Here is a 15565-nt window from a genome sequence, read left to right as displayed (position 1 = left end):
ACCGGACTTCTACCTTATAAATTTAATTCAAGAAGTCTGAGAGCAACAGCAATCGGAAGAACATTTCATACGGCTGTCTTACTTGTAAATCAATAAGAACGAACCTGAGAAGGGAGACCGGAGTCATGAAATCGGTATTACAAGGGGAACCGCAAGGGATTTCCGGCGTTTCACAGACCCAATCTTTTGTGATGAAATGCGGGGGCAGCACACTTAATGAGCTGCCGGATTCTTTTTTTGATGATCTGATTGAACTGCAGACAAGAGGTATACAACCGGTCATTGTTCACGGGGGCGGCCCTGCGATTTCGGATAATCTGGCGAAGCTTGGAATTGAGACCAAGTTTGTCGGCGGGCTTAGATATACTTCGGAAGAAGTGCTTGATGTCGTTGAAATGGTGTTGTCGGGAACCATTAACAAGCAGATTGTCCGCCGTATTCAGACGTCAGGCGGTCAGGCCATCGGTTTATCCGGGGTGGATGGCTTTCTGATTCAGGCGAAACCGGTCGCCGCCAGCAGTGAGGTTGGCTTGGTCGGTGATGTCACGGACGTCAAGGCTTCAATCATCGAAGGAGTGGCGAAGCTGGGCTATATGCCAGTTATTGCTCCGGTCGGCGTCGGTGCAGACGGACAGCGTTATAATATTAATGCGGATACAGCGGCAGGGGCCGTTGCTTCCAAGCTGGGTGTACAGCAGATGATCGTGGTCACGGATGTTCCGGGAATTATGAGTAGTGCAGGCGGCGAGAAGAAGGTTCTTCCTACAGTCACGGTGCAGCAGATTGAGGACATGATTCTGACCGGTGAAATTTACGGAGGAATGATCCCTAAGGTACGCGCGGCAGTAGCCTGCATTCATGGACAGGTGAAGGAAGTCGTGATTGTCAATGGCAGTGAGCCGAAGGTGCTTAGCCGGGTACTGGCCGGTGAGCAGATCGGAACCAAAATTGTACGGATGCAAAGGAGTGAACGGTAATCATGGCGAATTCAAATGTTCAGGCGCAAGGCCAATTGCAAAAAGAGGGCAAGGAGCAGGGGGGCAGTGTTTCCAGTCGCACAGCAAGTGCGCTGTTCCCTACATATGGACGTTTTCCTATTTCCCTTGTAAAAGGCGAAGGAAGCTGGGCATGGGATGACCAAGGCAACCGCTATCTGGATTTCTATAGCGGGATTGCGGTGAATAACCTCGGTCACGCTCCTGAGAAAGTGAAGAACAGAATCAAGGAGCAGCTGGATCAGATCTGGCATGTGTCCAATCTGTTTGAAATTCCGCAGCAGGAGCAGGCGGCGCAGCTGCTTGCCAGCCTTGGATGCGGGGATGCCGTATTCTTCGGAAACAGCGGTGCTGAGGCAAATGAGGCCGCGATCAAGCTGGCCCGCCGCTACCATCAGAAGATCAAGGGTGAACAGCGCTATGAGATCATCACGTTCAAGCAGTCCTTCCACGGCCGGACTCTTGCTACATTGACGGCAACGGGCCAGGACAAAGTGAAGGAAGGCTTCCTCCCGCTGCCGGAAGGCTTCGTGACGGTGGAAATGCATGATATCGAGGCGCTCAAGGCCGCCATCGGACCTAAGACAGCCGCAATTATGCTGGAGATGGTTCGCGCCGAGGGCGGCATTCATCTCGTCGATCCTGCTTTTCTGCAGGAAATCGAGACCCTTCGCAAGGAGCATGGAATTCTGCTTATCGTGGATGAGGTTCAGACAGGCATGGGCCGTACGGGGAAATGGTTCGCGCATCAGCATTACGGCATTGAGCCGGATATTTTTACCCTGGCCAAAGGGATTGGCAGCGGAATTCCGGCGGGAGCGATGCTGGCCAAGGAGTACCTCCGCGAGGCGTTCTCCGCAGGCAGCCACGCCTCCACCTTCGGCGGCAACCCAATCGCTTCCACGGCGATTATTGCAACGATCGAAGCGATGCAGGAGGATCATCTGCCGGAGCGGGCGGCCGAGATGGGAGATTACCTGATCAACCGTCTGCAGGAGAAGCTGGGCGGGCATCCTTTTGTGCGTGAGGTTCGCGGCAAAGGCTTGATCGTTGGCATTGAGTGTGACGGGCCAGTTGCCGATCTGGTGACAGAAGGACAGAAGAATCGTCTGCTGTTCATTACAGCCGGACCGAATGTAATCCGTCTTTTGCCAAATCTGTATGTGACCCAAGATGAGATAGATCAGGCCGTGGATATTTTAAGCCAGATTATAGCACGCCACGAGCAGACTAAGGAGGAATAAGCGAAGATGAGTCTTACGGGGGCAAATACCGCAGCAGGCCTGAAAGGCCGCGACTGTGTTGAACTAACCGATTTCTCCACCGAGGAGATTCAATATTTGCTTGACCTCGCTATCGAGATCAAGCGCAAGCAGAAGAACGGGGAAGAATTTCAGCCGCTAAAGGGCAAGACCATGGGGCTGATCTTTGAGAAATCTTCAACCCGGACCCGCGTCTCCTTCGAGGTGGGTACATATCAGCTGGGTGGACACGCGCTGTTCCTGAGCAAGAATGATATCCAGCTGGGACGCGGGGAGACCATCAGCGATACCGCCAAGGTTATGTCGCGTTACCTGGACGGCATTATGATCCGCACGTTTGGCCATAACAATGTGGTGGAACTGGCTGAGCATGCTTCGATTCCCGTCATTAACGGTCTCAGCGATATGGCCCATCCGTGCCAGGTGCTGGCGGACTTCCAGACGGTTCTGGAGCACAAAGGCACCCTGAAGGGTCTGAAGCTGGCTTATATCGGAGACGGCAACAATATGGCGCATTCCTTGATGATCGGCGGTGCCAAGCTTGGCGTTCATGTCTCGGTTGCGAGTCCGGAAGGTTATGAGCCGGATGCCGGAGTGCTGGCTGAGAGCCGGAAGATTGCTGAAACTACCGGAGCGAAGATCGAAGTGGTCAGAAGTCCGGAGGAAGCAGTCAAGAATGCTGATGTCATTTATACCGATGTATGGGCAAGCATGGGATTTGAAGAAGAGCAGATGGCCCGTGAGAAAGCGTTTGAGAACTACCAGGTGAACACTGAACTTGTGAAACATGCCAAGCCGGACTATTTGTTCCTGCACTGTCTGCCTGCCCACCGTGGGGAGGAAGTCAGCGCGGAAGTTATCGACGGTCCGAATTCGATTATATTTGATCAGGCGGAGAACCGGCTGCATGCGCAGAAGGCGCTGATGGCGGCCTTAATCGGTTAAGATATTAATTATATAAAATGAACTTTAAAAATTAACCGATCTCAGCGGAGAGGCCGAGGGATTCTGAAGAAGTGGAGCGTCCGCCTTTGTTTCCGAAATGCCCCATTGGATAGTTAATTTAAGGATTTCGGGACAACCGTGGTCGTAAGAACGCTCGGCATCGCAGCGCCCCAAAAGGGTAACCTTCATAAGTTCAAGAAAGTGCAGAGCATGACCGGCGGCGGGACATCTTGTCCCGCTTAAGCAGGGCAATTAAGGGGAGGACAAGGAATCATGGCAAAAGATAAAATTGTGCTGGCCTATTCAGGCGGCTTGGATACGTCCGTTATTTTGAAATGGTTGAAGGAGACTTATGACGCGGAGATCATCGCGTTCACGGCGGATATTGGGCAGAAGGAGGAACTCGACGGACTCGAAGCCAAAGCGCTGGCCACCGGGGCCTCCAAGGTCTACATCGATGACCTGCAGGATGAATTCGCCAAGGATTTCATCTATCCGATGTTTCAGGCCGGCGCCCAATATGAAGGGCAGTATCTGCTCGGCACCAGCATCGCCCGCCCGCTGATTGCCAAGCGGATGGTGGAGATTGCGCGTGCGGAAGGAGCTATTGCGATTGCCCACGGTGCTACAGGCAAGGGGAATGACCAGGTGCGTTTTGAGCTGGCTGCGGCAGCTTTGGCGCCGGAGATCGGCGTAATCGCGCCTTGGCGCTTGACCGAGTTCCGCGAGCGCTTCCCGGGGCGGGCTGAAATGATCGCTTATGCTGAAGAGCACGGTATCCCGGTAACCGCATCGGCGGCCAAGCCCTATTCCACAGACCGCAATCTGCTGCATATCAGCTATGAGAGCGGTGTGCTGGAAGATCCTTGGTTCGACGCAAGCGCGGAAGACAGCAAGGACATGTATCTGCTGAGTGTGTCCCCGGAGGATGCGCCGGATGAGGCGGAATACGTGGAGCTTGAGTTCGCTGCCGGGAACGTGGTGGCAGTGAACGGGGAGACGCTGAGTCCGCTCGGCGTAATGGAGAAGCTCAACGAACTCGGCGGCAAGCACGGCATTGGCCGTGTGGATATGGTGGAGAACCGCTTTGTGGGCATGAAGAGCCGCGGGGTGTATGAGACACCGGGCGGTACCATCTTGTTCACGGCCCATCGCAAGATGGAATCCCTGACCATGGACCGTGAGGTTATGAGCCTGCGCGACAGCCTCATTACACGTTACAGCACGCTAGTGTATAATGGTTTCTGGTTCGCACCGGAGCGTCTGGCACTGCAGGCGCTGGTTACGGAGAGCCAGAAGAACGTGTCTGGCACTGTGCGCCTGAAGCTGTACAAAGGCAACATCATTGCCGCTGGAGTGAAGAGTCCGGTGAGCCTGTACAATCCGGATATCGCCACTATGGAGGCGGACCCAACCCAGGCTTACGATCAGGGTGATGCGGCAGGCTTCATCCGCCTGAACGCGCTGCGTCTGAAAGTGGGCTCCGGTGTGGAGCAGAGCAAGTAAGCAGCGTATGGCAACAGAGATGTGGCCTTAGCCACCTTCGTAATTACCGCTGGCAGGTAGGACGGATATTGTAACGAGGCAGGCGATTGCCCGCCAGCGCAGTTGCAGACAGGGCCGTATAGGCTTACGATAAGATGAACGAAGGCCGGCGGAAGTTCCGGTAATGATATAACGTAGGATTGCAGGGCCGTTCTCTTAATACCGGGAGCGGCCTGCGGTCTGCATTCAGAAGAAGGAGTGGATCAGGTGAGCAAGCTGTGGGGAGGACGTTTTACGAAGCAGACAAACCGGTTGGTTGAGGAATATACCGCCTCCATCGGTTTTGACAAGGCATTGGCGGAAGAGGATATTCAAGGAAGTCTGGCGCATGTGAGCATGCTTGGCAAGTGCGGCATCCTGCCGGCCGAAGATGTGGAGCGCATCAAAGATGGGCTTCATCTGGTGCTCAACAAGATTCGCCGTGGAGAGATTGAGTTCTCAGTCGGGGATGAGGATATCCATATGAATATCGAGAAGAACCTGATTGAGGAGATTGGCCCGGTTGGCGGGAAGCTGCACACCGGCCGCAGCCGCAATGATCAGGTGGCTACCGATATGCATTTGTATCTGCGCAAGCGGGTCGTAGAGATCACCGGGCTGCTGTATACGGTCCAGGAAGCGCTCATCGGGCAGGCCGAGGCGAACCTGGATACCATTGTGCCAGGATACACCCACCTGCAGCGGGCACAGCCTATCCTGTTCGCCCATCACCTGATGGCGTATGTCTCGATGTTCCAGCGTGATATTGAACGGTTCCAGGACAGCTACAAGCGGGTAAATGTGCTGCCGCTGGGCGCGGGAGCATTAGCGGGTACCACATTCCCCATTGACCGGCATTATGTGGCCGAGCAGCTGCATTTCGACGGGGTATATGAGAACAGTCTGGATGCCGTGAGTGACCGGGATTTTATCCTGGAATTCCTGTCGAACTCATCGATTCTCATGGTTCACCTCTCCCGTCTGTGCGAAGAGCTGGTCCTCTGGAGCAGCACAGAATTCCGCTTCGTTGAGCTGGATGATGCGTATTGTACGGGCAGCAGCATCATGCCTCAGAAGAAGAATCCGGACGTGGCCGAGCTTGTCCGCGGGAAGACCGGCCGTGTGTACGGCAATCTGATGGGGCTGCTTACGGTGCTGAAGTCCCTGCCTCTGGCCTACAACAAGGATATGCAGGAGGATAAGGAAGGCATGTTCGATACCGTAGCGACGCTGGAAGGCGCACTTCAGCTGTTCGCCGGCATGATCGCAACGATGAAGGTCAACAAGCAGCGGATGCGTGAAGCCGTTAATCAGGATTTCTCCAACGCAACAGACATTGCTGACTTTCTTGTGGGCAAAGGCCTGCCTTTCCGCCAAGCGCATGAGGTGATTGGCAAGACAGTGCTCTATTGCATCCAGAACAACAAGTACTTGCTGGACCTGACGCTGGACGAGTTCAAGACCTTCTCCCCGCTGTTCGATGACCGGATTTATGCGGTTCTTCAGCCGGAAGCGGTAGTTGATGCCCGCAATGTGTATGGAGGGACGGCTACCAAGCAGGTGGCTGAGGCCATCTCAAGGGCTCAGGAGAAGCTGAAGACAACAGAGCAGTGGGTAAGCGAGTATGTGGAGAAGAGCAGATAAGCAGGCATTCTGATAATTTAAAAATATAGCTCAAACCGAAAGTTCCCTTGGCAATAAACCGCCGAGGGGACTTTTTAATTTGGCTATGTTAAACTACATTGTTGATATTTGCGAACAAATGTTCTATAATAGGATATTATCATAGTTCGGAGATGATTTGCCCATGGCTATAAACGTATTGAAGAAGCTTGCTGATTCTTTGGCCGATAGCAGTAAACAAGAACGAGGCAATTGGCGGTTGTTTATCTAACTCAAATGTGTTTTGCACCGATTCGTGGAGAGCATTCAGTTCCTATGCGAATTCAAAAAGCTTGGCTCATTACCGTTTCAAGTCCGATGGGAAACAGCGTGTAAAAGGCTTGTACTCTATTCAAAACGTCAACAGTTATCACAGCGGAGGGGCCGAGTGATTCTGAAGAAGCGGAGCGTCCGCCTTTGTCTCCGAAATGCCCTATTGAATAGTTATTTCAAGGATTTCGGAGACAATAGTGGCCGTAAGAACACTCGGAATCGCAGCACCCTAGAAGGGTGACCTTCATTAGTTCATTTTATATAACAAGGGGTGAATACGTTGATAAAGTTATTTAATTATAATTGGATGGTAAGAGATGAATGGTTTGAACTATGCAAGCAAGTCCCGAATGAAGAATTGGTTCGTAATCGAATTGGTGGAGCAGGCTGCATTCTTTATACATTTTTTCATGTTTCAGATGTAGAATATAGCTGGATTCGTGGAATACAAGGTAAACCAGATATCCAAGTCCAATATGAGAACTATAAGACACTGGAACAAGTAAAAGAACTTTCCGATTCTTGGATGCAAGAGACAAAGGAGTTCCTTGATACTTGGTCAAATGATTTCGAAAACGAAATTGTGACTGTTCCATGGACTGAAGAGCGTTATACCAAAGGTGAAATATTACGCCATGTAATTGCTCACGAAATTCATCACATGGGTCAGCTATCCATATGGGCAAGAGAGATTGGGATTCAACCAATATCAGCAAATGTAATTGGTAGAGGGTTGTTTACAAGGTGAGTCAACGGTAAACAGTTAGTTCAATTAACCGCTTTTTTAGTGAGCGGTTTTATTTTTGGGCAAAAGAAAACAGGGCGTGCTATTCCGGAATATGGGGTTCCGGGGCAGCGCCTTTTTTAACGTAAGCTTTATTTAGTATTGCATAACGTAACAATGTTATGTTACACTTAGTTTCGCAAGGAGGAGGAATTCCACATGAATGATGATCTGATCTCTAAGAAGGAACTGTTGGATATTACGGGAATCTCCTATGGACAGCTGTATCGGTGGAAACGTAAGAACTTGATCCCCGAGGACTGGTTTATCCGAAAGTCTTCTTATACGGGGCAGGAGACGTTTTTTCCGCGGGAGAAGGTTCTGGCCCGTATTGATAAAATCGTGAATATGAAGGAAGGCCTGTCTTTAGATGAGCTGGCAGATGTGTTTTCGCCAAGCTTAAAGGAAATTTCCCTTACAGGAGATATTTTGCTGAAACGTAACATTGTTACTAACATTGCGTTGGAAATCTATTTGAAAACCGTGCCTCATACAGGTCCGTTCGAGTTTGAGCAGATTCTGGCTTTGTACGTACTGGAGAAACTTCTGCAAAGCGGGAATATTTCACTGGATGAAGGCCGGCTCCTAATTGAGACGCTGGCGGAGCACTATCCGGCTTTTGCTGGAAAGGACTGTGAATTGATGCTTACCCGAAAGATGGGAGTGGCCGCATTTATTCTGCTGTCCATGAACAGTGAGATTTATTTTGACCGCGGAGTTAAAGAAGTTGTTCGCATGTCATTGGCGCAGGCAACCGAAGAATTGAAATTGAAGATCGGGGAAGGCGGGGAATGAGGATGAATCAGCCAAACAGGAATTTGAGACTAAATGGGGTCGGCAAAGCCACAGGCGGAAGCTACGATAATGTATTCATTGATGGAATGGGCACGATTAACGGAGATGTTACCTGTGGGGATATGAGCTGCAACGGAACTATAAAGGTCCACGGCCAGATTAAGGCACAGAGCTTAACGATCAATGGAACAGGCTCGCTAAACGGAGCGCTGGAGTGCGATACGCTTCGGGCTGACGGTATGCTGAGCGTTGCTGGAGAGATCCGGCTTGACAGTCTGACTATGAACGGAATCGCCAAGACGGAAGCAAGTCTTAACGGGGAGACGGTGGAAATCAATGGCTCGCTGAAGACCAAAGGAGATCTTCAATGTGAGAGTCTGGATGTGCGTGGCAATCTCCAGGTCGGAGGGCTGCTGAATGCAGGCACAATTTTTATCGAGCTGTTTGGGGGTTGTCGTGCACGCGAGATTGGGGGAGAGCGGATTATTGTTCGCCGTCGGCCTGAAGGGAAAAGTCTGCTTCAGCTCTTCTCGATTGTCCCTGCCACCAAACTGACGGTGGATGTGGTTGAGGGGGACGATATTGAGCTGGAGAATACGAAGGCGAAGATTGTGCGGGGAAGTAGAGTGCGTATCGGGCCAGGGTGTGAGATCGATAGGGTCGAATATACCGAAACCTATGATGCCGATCTCAAGTCGGATATTTCTTACGCGGTGAAGATGTAAGCCCGAGTCTCAAACGGAACATACCAATAGGAAGGGGATGCGAGTATGCAAGAGAACGGAACGCCTCAGCGCCACGACATCAAGATTATGGGGAACGGTGGATCGGCTGGCGGCCTCGTAGGACGGTTGAGTATAACAGGGGATGGGGAGATCCACGGTGATGTGGATGCAATCAGCTTTAAATGCACAGGCAATGCAACCGTGAACGGCAGCCTAAAGGCAGAGACACTTAAGCTGACGGGTGATCTGATTCTACGTGGCTCGCTGGAGGGCAAAGTGTTCTCCACAATGGGCAAGCTGCAGATTCAGGAGCATGTAACCGCACGCAAAATCAAGTTTAGCGGAGACACCCATGTTGGCGGTCAAATAACAAGTGAACAGATCGAATTGTCCGGTTATAATACGGTTGAAGGTGGATGCCAGGCAGAGGAATTCAAGGCGAGGGGTGCAGTCCGGATAGGCGGCATGCTCAACTCGGAGAATGTGGAGATCAAGCTGCTGGGGGAGAGCCGGATTAAGGAAATCGGCGGCGGACTCATTCGGGTCATGCCCTCGCGGGGGCTGTGGGCATTGGTCGACATGTTTAATCCTGAAGGACCTCCGAGACTGGTTGCGACCTCTATTGAGGGGGATACGATCAATCTGGAGAATACCGAGGCAGAATATGTCCGCGGGAACAAAGTAACAATCGGTCCGGGCTGCAGGATTGGCCTGGTTGAATATATAGAAGCTTTTCACCAGGACAGAAGTTCATCGGTGGAACAGCTCAGCCAGGTCAGTCATTTGAACTGAACTGGAGATATAAATATACGAACATAAAAGGAGAAGAAGAAACCTGTGCAAAAGAAAAAGAATAATTTAGGGATTGTCCTGGCGGGTCTGCTGCTCGGCATCCTTATGGCTTCGATGGATAATACGATCGTGGCCACGGCGATGGGCGACATCGTCGGCAAGCTGGGCGGACTGGATAAGTTCGTCTGGGTTACTTCAGCTTATATGGTAGCGGAGATGGCGGGTATGCCGATCTTCGGAAAGCTGTCGGATATGTATGGAAGGAAGAGATTCTTCATCTTTGGTATCCTCGTATTCATGCTGGGCTCCATTCTGTGTGGTACTGCCACCTCCATTGTTGAGCTGAGCATTTACCGGGCGATTCAGGGTATCGGGGGCGGGGCCCTGGTTCCGATCGCTTTTACGATCATGTTTGATGCGGTGCCTGTGGAATCCAGAGGCAAGCTCGGCGGCCTGTTCGGTGCTGTGTTCGGCATGTCGAGTATTTTTGGACCGCTGCTCGGGGCATATCTGACCGAGTATGCAAGATGGGAATGGATTTTCTATATCAATCTTCCGCTTGGACTGATTGCCTTCGTATTCATCGCGTTCTTCTACCATGAATCCCGTGAGCATTCCAAACAGCAGATTGACTGGGCAGGTGCAATTACGCTTATTGGGGGAGTTGTCTGCCTGATGTTTGCCCTTGAGCTGGGCGGTAAGAAGTATGCCTGGGATTCCTGGCAGATTCTCGGCCTGTTTGCCGGATTCGCAGTTCTTGCAATAGTGTTCCTGATTGCGGAGAGCAAGGCGAAGGAGCCGATTATTTCATTCAAAATGTTTAAAAGCCGGATTTACTGGTCCAGCAATGTTATCGGGATTCTGAGCAGTGCGGCCTTCATTACGGCTTCTGTGTATATTCCTATCTTCATTCAGGGAGTGCTTGGCGGCAAGCCAACCAACTCCGGTCTGGTTCTGCTGCCGATGATGCTGGGCTCCGTTGTTACCGCGACCATGGGCGGTTTCCTGATGAACAAGCTGAAGTACCGTACGATTATGATTCCTACACTGGCCTTGCTGATCGTGGGCATGGGCCTGCTTACCACCCTTAATGAGAATAGCACCTTGTGGACGCTGCGGTTCTTTATGATTCTGGTAGGCCTAGGGATTGGCGCCTCATTCTCCGTGCTTAGCAACGCGGCGATCCATTCAGTTAAACCGCAGGATCGCGGTTCCGCCAGCTCTACGTTGAATTTCCTGCGCTCCCTTGGAATGACACTGGGAATTACCGTCTTCGGGATTATCCAGAGCCATCTGTTCACGAATAAAATGGCGGCTTCCCTGGGCGGCGCCCAGCTGCCGAAGGAGCTGGATCTGAAGGACCCGCATGCGCTGCTGTCTCCTGAGCTGAGGCAGCACATTCCGCAGCAAATCCTGGAGACCATTTCCTCAGCGATGTCCTCCTCGATTGTACAGACCTTTATCTGGGCGATCCTTCCTGCGGCATTGGCGCTGGTTGCAGCCTTCTTCATGGGCCGTGACAAGCTGGACCCGCATGCGCATATGGAAGGCGAGTATCAAGCTGGACACTAGCATTTAAAAAATATTTAAAGCCAGGCCCGGATGGAAGCTCATCCGGGCCTGGCTTTTTTCGGGCTTGGAATTTTACTGGTCTCAATTTCTAGTAGTCATGCCTTGCCTGCCTCGCATTCCTTAGTCACTGAGATCGTAGTTAACCTGGATACATGGAGCATGCTCGAACCTATCTGGACGATTCGGAATCATTGGATGAAGACATACGCGTTAGCAATCCCAGCTCGTAGCCTTTGGCCACAGCCCCGATTCTCGATTTCACACCGAGCTTTTGTGTGATGGAGGTCAGATGGTACTCGACCGTCCTCTGGCTTATGGCAAGCACCTGGGCAATCTCCTTGTTTGTCCTCTCCTGGGCGACCTGCTTAAGCACTTCCCGCTCCATCGGGGTTAGCTGCTCCTGCTTCGCGGCGTTTAGCGCATGTTCAGGGATCAGCACATGTCCCAGCATACTCTGCTTAACCGCATTAATAATCTGCGAGTACGTCGATTGCTTGGATAAGTAGGCGTGTACACCCAAATCAAAAGCCTTATGTACGAACTCGTCGTACATATAACCTGACAGCATTATGATTTTGATGGACTGCCCGAACTGCTTCTTGAGACGGCCAGCCACCTCAAACCCGTCCATCTGGGGCAGGGAAATGTCTAAGATGATCACATCGGCTCGCAGCTTCCCGATCTCATCCAACAGAGACTGAGGATGTGCGTAAGTTCGGAGCACGTGAATTCCGGGCTCCTGCTCCAGCCGGTTCTTCAGGCCTTCCATCACCAGGGGGTGATCATCCAGCAGAACAACGCGAATACTGGCGCTCTGCTCCTGAATTGTCGAAGGGTCTGTCCGGTTGTCCCGGCTATCACCACGCTGGCCAATATTGATGCCCTCGTCCCTCATAAAGTTGCCCTCCTTCTACTGTTACATATCTGTAGACTGTTACATGCCTGTAGCGGCTGCTGTCCCGGAAGCCTGCGGAGAAGCCCAGGCTTCTCCCTCGTTCGCAAGCGGGATTCGCAATTGGATCGTTGTCCCCAGAGCCACAGCCGAGTCGATCTCCATGCTACCTCCAAGCCGGCGGACTTGACTGTCTACGGAGATGAGGCCGAATCCGCTGCGTTCTTCCCGGGATTCGGCAGAGTAGATGGAGTCTGCCTGGAAGCCTATGCCATCATCCTTCACGGTAATGTGAATAGCCCTTTCGGCTGTCCAAAGGTGAAGATGCAGAGAGGAGGCCTCCGCATGTTTGACCACATTATTCGTAAGCTCACGGATAATACGGAAGATATTTGATTTGATCAGCGGCGGAAGCGGCCCTGCTGGTTCAAGCTCATATTGCAGCGTAATATCCAAGCCGCTGAAGTCCTTGCGGGTACGAATCAGCCACTGAACGGCTTCCTTAAGCCCTGCCTTGTCCACGACATGCGGGTACAGGTCGTCACAGAGCATGCGGATCTGCTGCTGGGTATCGTAAACACACTTCAACCAGGATGAGACCTGGCTGCTGCTGCCGCCACCCTGGTCATACAGCTCCTCCAGATCGCGGGACAGGAAGATCAGGTTCTGGAGCACGGTATCGTGCAGGAAGTAGGAGGTGCGAATCCGCTCAGACTCTTGGGCTTCCAGCAGCGCGTGATTGAACTGGTCGATATTCTGCACCCTCCGCTCATTTGTTTTGCTCTCCAGGAGGGTACGCTGCTGCTCCTGCTGCAGCTCGGCCAGCAGTCTGGCATTGATGAACAGCTGCGCTGCTTCTGTATGAATCCGTTCAATGATCTGCTTCTCATCAGAAGAATACAGCGTCTTATTGATCTTGTGGCCCAGAATGATATAACCGAAGGGCTGATCTTCCCCGGTCCCCTGAATAGGGAGCACATGTGCGGCATCAAGCCGCTGCGTCAGCTGGGCTTCATCAAGATGATCCGCAGCCAGATGAACCAGCTGCATCCCTTGGATGTCCGCATACTGACCAGTGCCGTGAGCTACCCGTTCCTCCCCTTGCTGCCACAGGATGCATACGCCGCTCACTTCCAGCATCCGGTGGGTTAACTCCACCAGCATTCGTACAATGTCCCGGATGTTCTTCTTCTCAGCCAGCTGGAGGGAGAGCTGCAGCTTCTGCCGCTCCAGGACCCTTCCGCGCTCCTCGGCATGTCTTCGCGTCCGGGTCAGAGCTAGCTGATGCAGCGCCGTTAGCCCGGCAAACAAAACAAACAGGCCCGCGATGGACGACGGCCTGTTCCATTTTGCTGCGAGCAGGAACAACACGAATGCAGCGGTGAGATACAAGCTGTGGATCACAAGTTTTGGCATATACAGGAGCATGTCAATCATACGGCGTTTAACCAGGATATACATAATCGTAGCAGATAGCGGCACGAGTCCAACCATGGCGTATTCCGGTGCGATGATATAGTCCTTCCAGAGCAGATCAGGCAACGCGTATAGAAACAGATAGGGCAGCAGGCTGAAAATAATACCGGTCACCAGAATGAGCAGCTGGTTCTTCTCCATCTGCTCCAGTGTCCTGCCATAGAGCCAGGCTAAAACTAGAATGAAGAGCAGCGCGCCGATGAAGACCAGGTTCACCATTTCGCGTATCCAGCCGGGGATGCTGTCCAGCCACACTGTATACAGCGTGTAAGCGGAGAAGACAAAGAGCAGAATCCGTAAGGCCGCAAATGCTCTCGCCAGCCAAGGGCGGGTGACATGGAATACAAGCAGGATGAAGAAGGAGAGCAGCGCATACGGAAGCCAAATGGCACTGATGGATAGAATCGCATTGGATACAGCCAGTTCTGTCGAGTACAGGGTTAGGATAATCAGGGCCATTAGCAGATTTAATCCATAAAAGCGCCGGATCAGGTGGGATTCGGGCCGTTTTCGGTAGGAGAACCAGCCGATACCCAGAAGCAGGCCTTCCATAACGATGGAGAAACCATAAGCGAATAGGTCTTTCCCGGTAATCTGCACCTGTACCTGGCTCCTGCTGCCGTCGGGATGCTGGGTCTCAAGCGTTTTCGCATGCTTAAGTGACCGTTCTCCCGAATGGAAGAAATTCTGTGCCGGCTTTCCGTCAACGGACAGAATCCGGTCGCCTTGGCGGATTTTGAGGGCATACGCTTTGCCTGCTGGATCGACCTGTTCCACCTTCCACTCCGCACCCTCCGCACGTACAGTCATCCCGATATAGGGCTGCCCGAACGACAGAATATGCACGTAGAGAGCGATGCAGAGAAATACAGGAAGGGACAGGGTGATCAACCAGTGCCGATAAGATAGGATTGCGGACATACAAGCTCCTCCTGGAGTGTACCGGGGATATGGGAATAGACCCTGGAGCACGGACCTCACGGCCCGGCTCAGCTTACACACCGACCAGTGCCCGCGTGATTTCTCCCCAGAACACATTGACAAAAATATGGAACACGATGGCCCCGTAAATGCTTTTTCGCAGTCTTACTATAATCTCGCACGGGATAACCACCGCCAGCAGCAGGAACGACCAGTTAACCGGCGCTTGCCACATATGGTAGAGCTGGAAACAGACGCTTACAATCAGCCAGTCGTATTTCAACTTGCCCAGCTTGCGCAGGAGGTAGCCCCGAAAGTAGATTTCCTCACCGACAAAATTGCCAAAGATACCGATCAGCAGCAGGAACCAGGGAAAGTCATAATAACCCTGATTATAAATGTGCCAGCCCTCCATGCGCAGCATAGGAATCCCGTTCAGAAAATCATGCAGCGGTGGATAGATGTATTTCATATAAGGCAGGGAGACCGCCGTAAACAGCAGCGTGATGATAGGAACAATGAGGATGAGCCCTCTGAGATCAAGCCGGGTGAAGCCGAGATAGTGCAAGGATTGTTTGAACGTCAGCTTATCTTTCCATCTTAGCATGAAGAAAGGGAAGAAGGTATGCCAGCCGCTTGCCATCAAGGCCAGAATGACAAACTGGGTGTAATGGTCCGACCATCCGGTCAGACGGGAGATCGGCTCACGCATATGAAACACCAGGAAATAGGCAATGAATCCGGGAACTACTGCCAGCATCAGGTAAAAAGCAATTTGCTTTACATCAGCAGCCTCATGTTTCTTCAAAAATGCGGTGTACTTCGGGTCACGCAAGTTAAAGAAACGTTCCAATCTCCGGTATATTCCGGCTCCGCTTTGGGCTCTGCTTAATTCTTGCTGCATTTCAATCACTCCTTTCTGGATATGTGGTTAGTCCGAGCGTAAC

The 15565-nt window shown here is 52.0% G+C and carries 13 protein-coding genes and 1 pseudogene; 11 read left to right on the top strand and 3 right to left on the bottom strand.

The window, feature by feature from the left end:
- Positions 1–125: 125 nt before the first annotated feature.
- The 11 genes and pseudogenes from argB to BN6628_RS21895 all read left to right on the top strand — a co-directional run bounded on the left by argB (position 126) and on the right by BN6628_RS21895 (position 11329).
- A complete protein-coding gene (gene argB / locus BN6628_RS21940) occupies positions 126–977 on the top strand; it encodes an acetylglutamate kinase (protein WP_068620551.1) in 852 nt (283 codons plus the stop codon).
- A gap of 2 nt (positions 978–979) precedes the next feature.
- Entirely contained in the window at positions 980–2239 is a 1260-nt protein-coding gene (locus BN6628_RS21935; RefSeq protein ID WP_068620549.1) for an acetylornithine transaminase, read from the top strand.
- A 6-nt stretch (positions 2240–2245) separates the two neighbouring features.
- The gene (gene argF / locus BN6628_RS21930; protein ID WP_068620547.1) at positions 2246–3202 is read left to right on the top strand and encodes an ornithine carbamoyltransferase; all 957 of its coding nucleotides are present in this window, start codon (positions 2246–2248) and stop codon (positions 3200–3202) included.
- Between the two features lie 273 nt (positions 3203–3475).
- Complete coding sequence (locus BN6628_RS21925) at positions 3476–4708, top strand: argininosuccinate synthase (protein ID WP_068620544.1); 1233 nt, start codon at positions 3476–3478, stop codon at positions 4706–4708.
- A 246-nt stretch (positions 4709–4954) separates the two neighbouring features.
- Positions 4955–6370: an argininosuccinate lyase gene (gene argH, locus BN6628_RS21920; RefSeq protein WP_068620542.1), complete on the top strand. Its 1416-nt coding sequence runs from the start codon at positions 4955–4957 to the stop codon at positions 6368–6370.
- Positions 6371–6591: 221 nt separating this feature from the next.
- Positions 6592–6762 (top strand): annotated as a pseudogene (locus tag BN6628_RS25770) (IS1595 family transposase); the annotation flags it as partial.
- Between the two features lie 179 nt (positions 6763–6941).
- The gene (locus BN6628_RS21915) at positions 6942–7409 is read left to right on the top strand and encodes a DinB family protein (protein WP_068620540.1); all 468 of its coding nucleotides are present in this window, start codon (positions 6942–6944) and stop codon (positions 7407–7409) included.
- A gap of 195 nt (positions 7410–7604) precedes the next feature.
- On the top strand, positions 7605–8240 hold the full coding sequence (locus BN6628_RS21910; protein WP_068620539.1) for a YhbD family protein: 636 nt from the start codon (positions 7605–7607) through the stop codon (positions 8238–8240).
- A 2-nt stretch (positions 8241–8242) separates the two neighbouring features.
- Positions 8243–8965, top strand: coding sequence for a polymer-forming cytoskeletal protein (locus BN6628_RS21905; protein WP_068620537.1), 723 nt, complete (start codon positions 8243–8245; stop codon positions 8963–8965).
- 45 nt (positions 8966–9010) lie between these two features.
- A complete protein-coding gene (locus BN6628_RS21900) occupies positions 9011–9757 on the top strand; it encodes a hypothetical protein (RefSeq protein ID WP_068620535.1) in 747 nt (248 codons plus the stop codon).
- A gap of 45 nt (positions 9758–9802) precedes the next feature.
- Positions 9803–11329 carry an MDR family MFS transporter gene (locus tag BN6628_RS21895; RefSeq protein ID WP_082927012.1) on the top strand — a complete coding sequence of 509 codons (1527 nt, stop codon included), beginning with the start codon at positions 9803–9805 and terminating at the stop codon, positions 11327–11329.
- Positions 11330–11498: 169 nt separating this feature from the next.
- On the opposite strand, the gene BN6628_RS21890 is transcribed toward BN6628_RS21895, so the two are convergent.
- The 3 genes from BN6628_RS21890 to BN6628_RS21880 all read right to left on the bottom strand — a co-directional run bounded on the left by BN6628_RS21890 (position 11499) and on the right by BN6628_RS21880 (position 15522).
- The gene (locus BN6628_RS21890; RefSeq protein WP_082927011.1) at positions 11499–12224 is read right to left on the bottom strand and encodes a response regulator transcription factor; all 726 of its coding nucleotides are present in this window, start codon (positions 12222–12224) and stop codon (positions 11499–11501) included.
- Between the two features lie 39 nt (positions 12225–12263).
- Positions 12264–14618 carry an ATP-binding protein gene (locus BN6628_RS21885; protein ID WP_068620533.1) on the bottom strand — a complete coding sequence of 785 codons (2355 nt, stop codon included), beginning with the start codon at positions 14616–14618 and terminating at the stop codon, positions 12264–12266.
- Positions 14619–14691: 73 nt separating this feature from the next.
- A complete protein-coding gene (locus tag BN6628_RS21880; protein ID WP_068620531.1) occupies positions 14692–15522 on the bottom strand; it encodes a CPBP family intramembrane glutamic endopeptidase in 831 nt (276 codons plus the stop codon).
- Positions 15523–15565: the final 43 nt, after the last annotated feature.

It is taken from the genome of Paenibacillus tuaregi, assembly GCF_900086655.1.
Taxonomy (GTDB): Bacteria; Bacillota; Bacilli; order Paenibacillales; family Paenibacillaceae; genus Fontibacillus; species Fontibacillus tuaregi.
The sequence above is the reverse complement of the archived record's forward strand: the minus strand, read 5'-3'. Positions and strand labels throughout refer to the sequence as shown.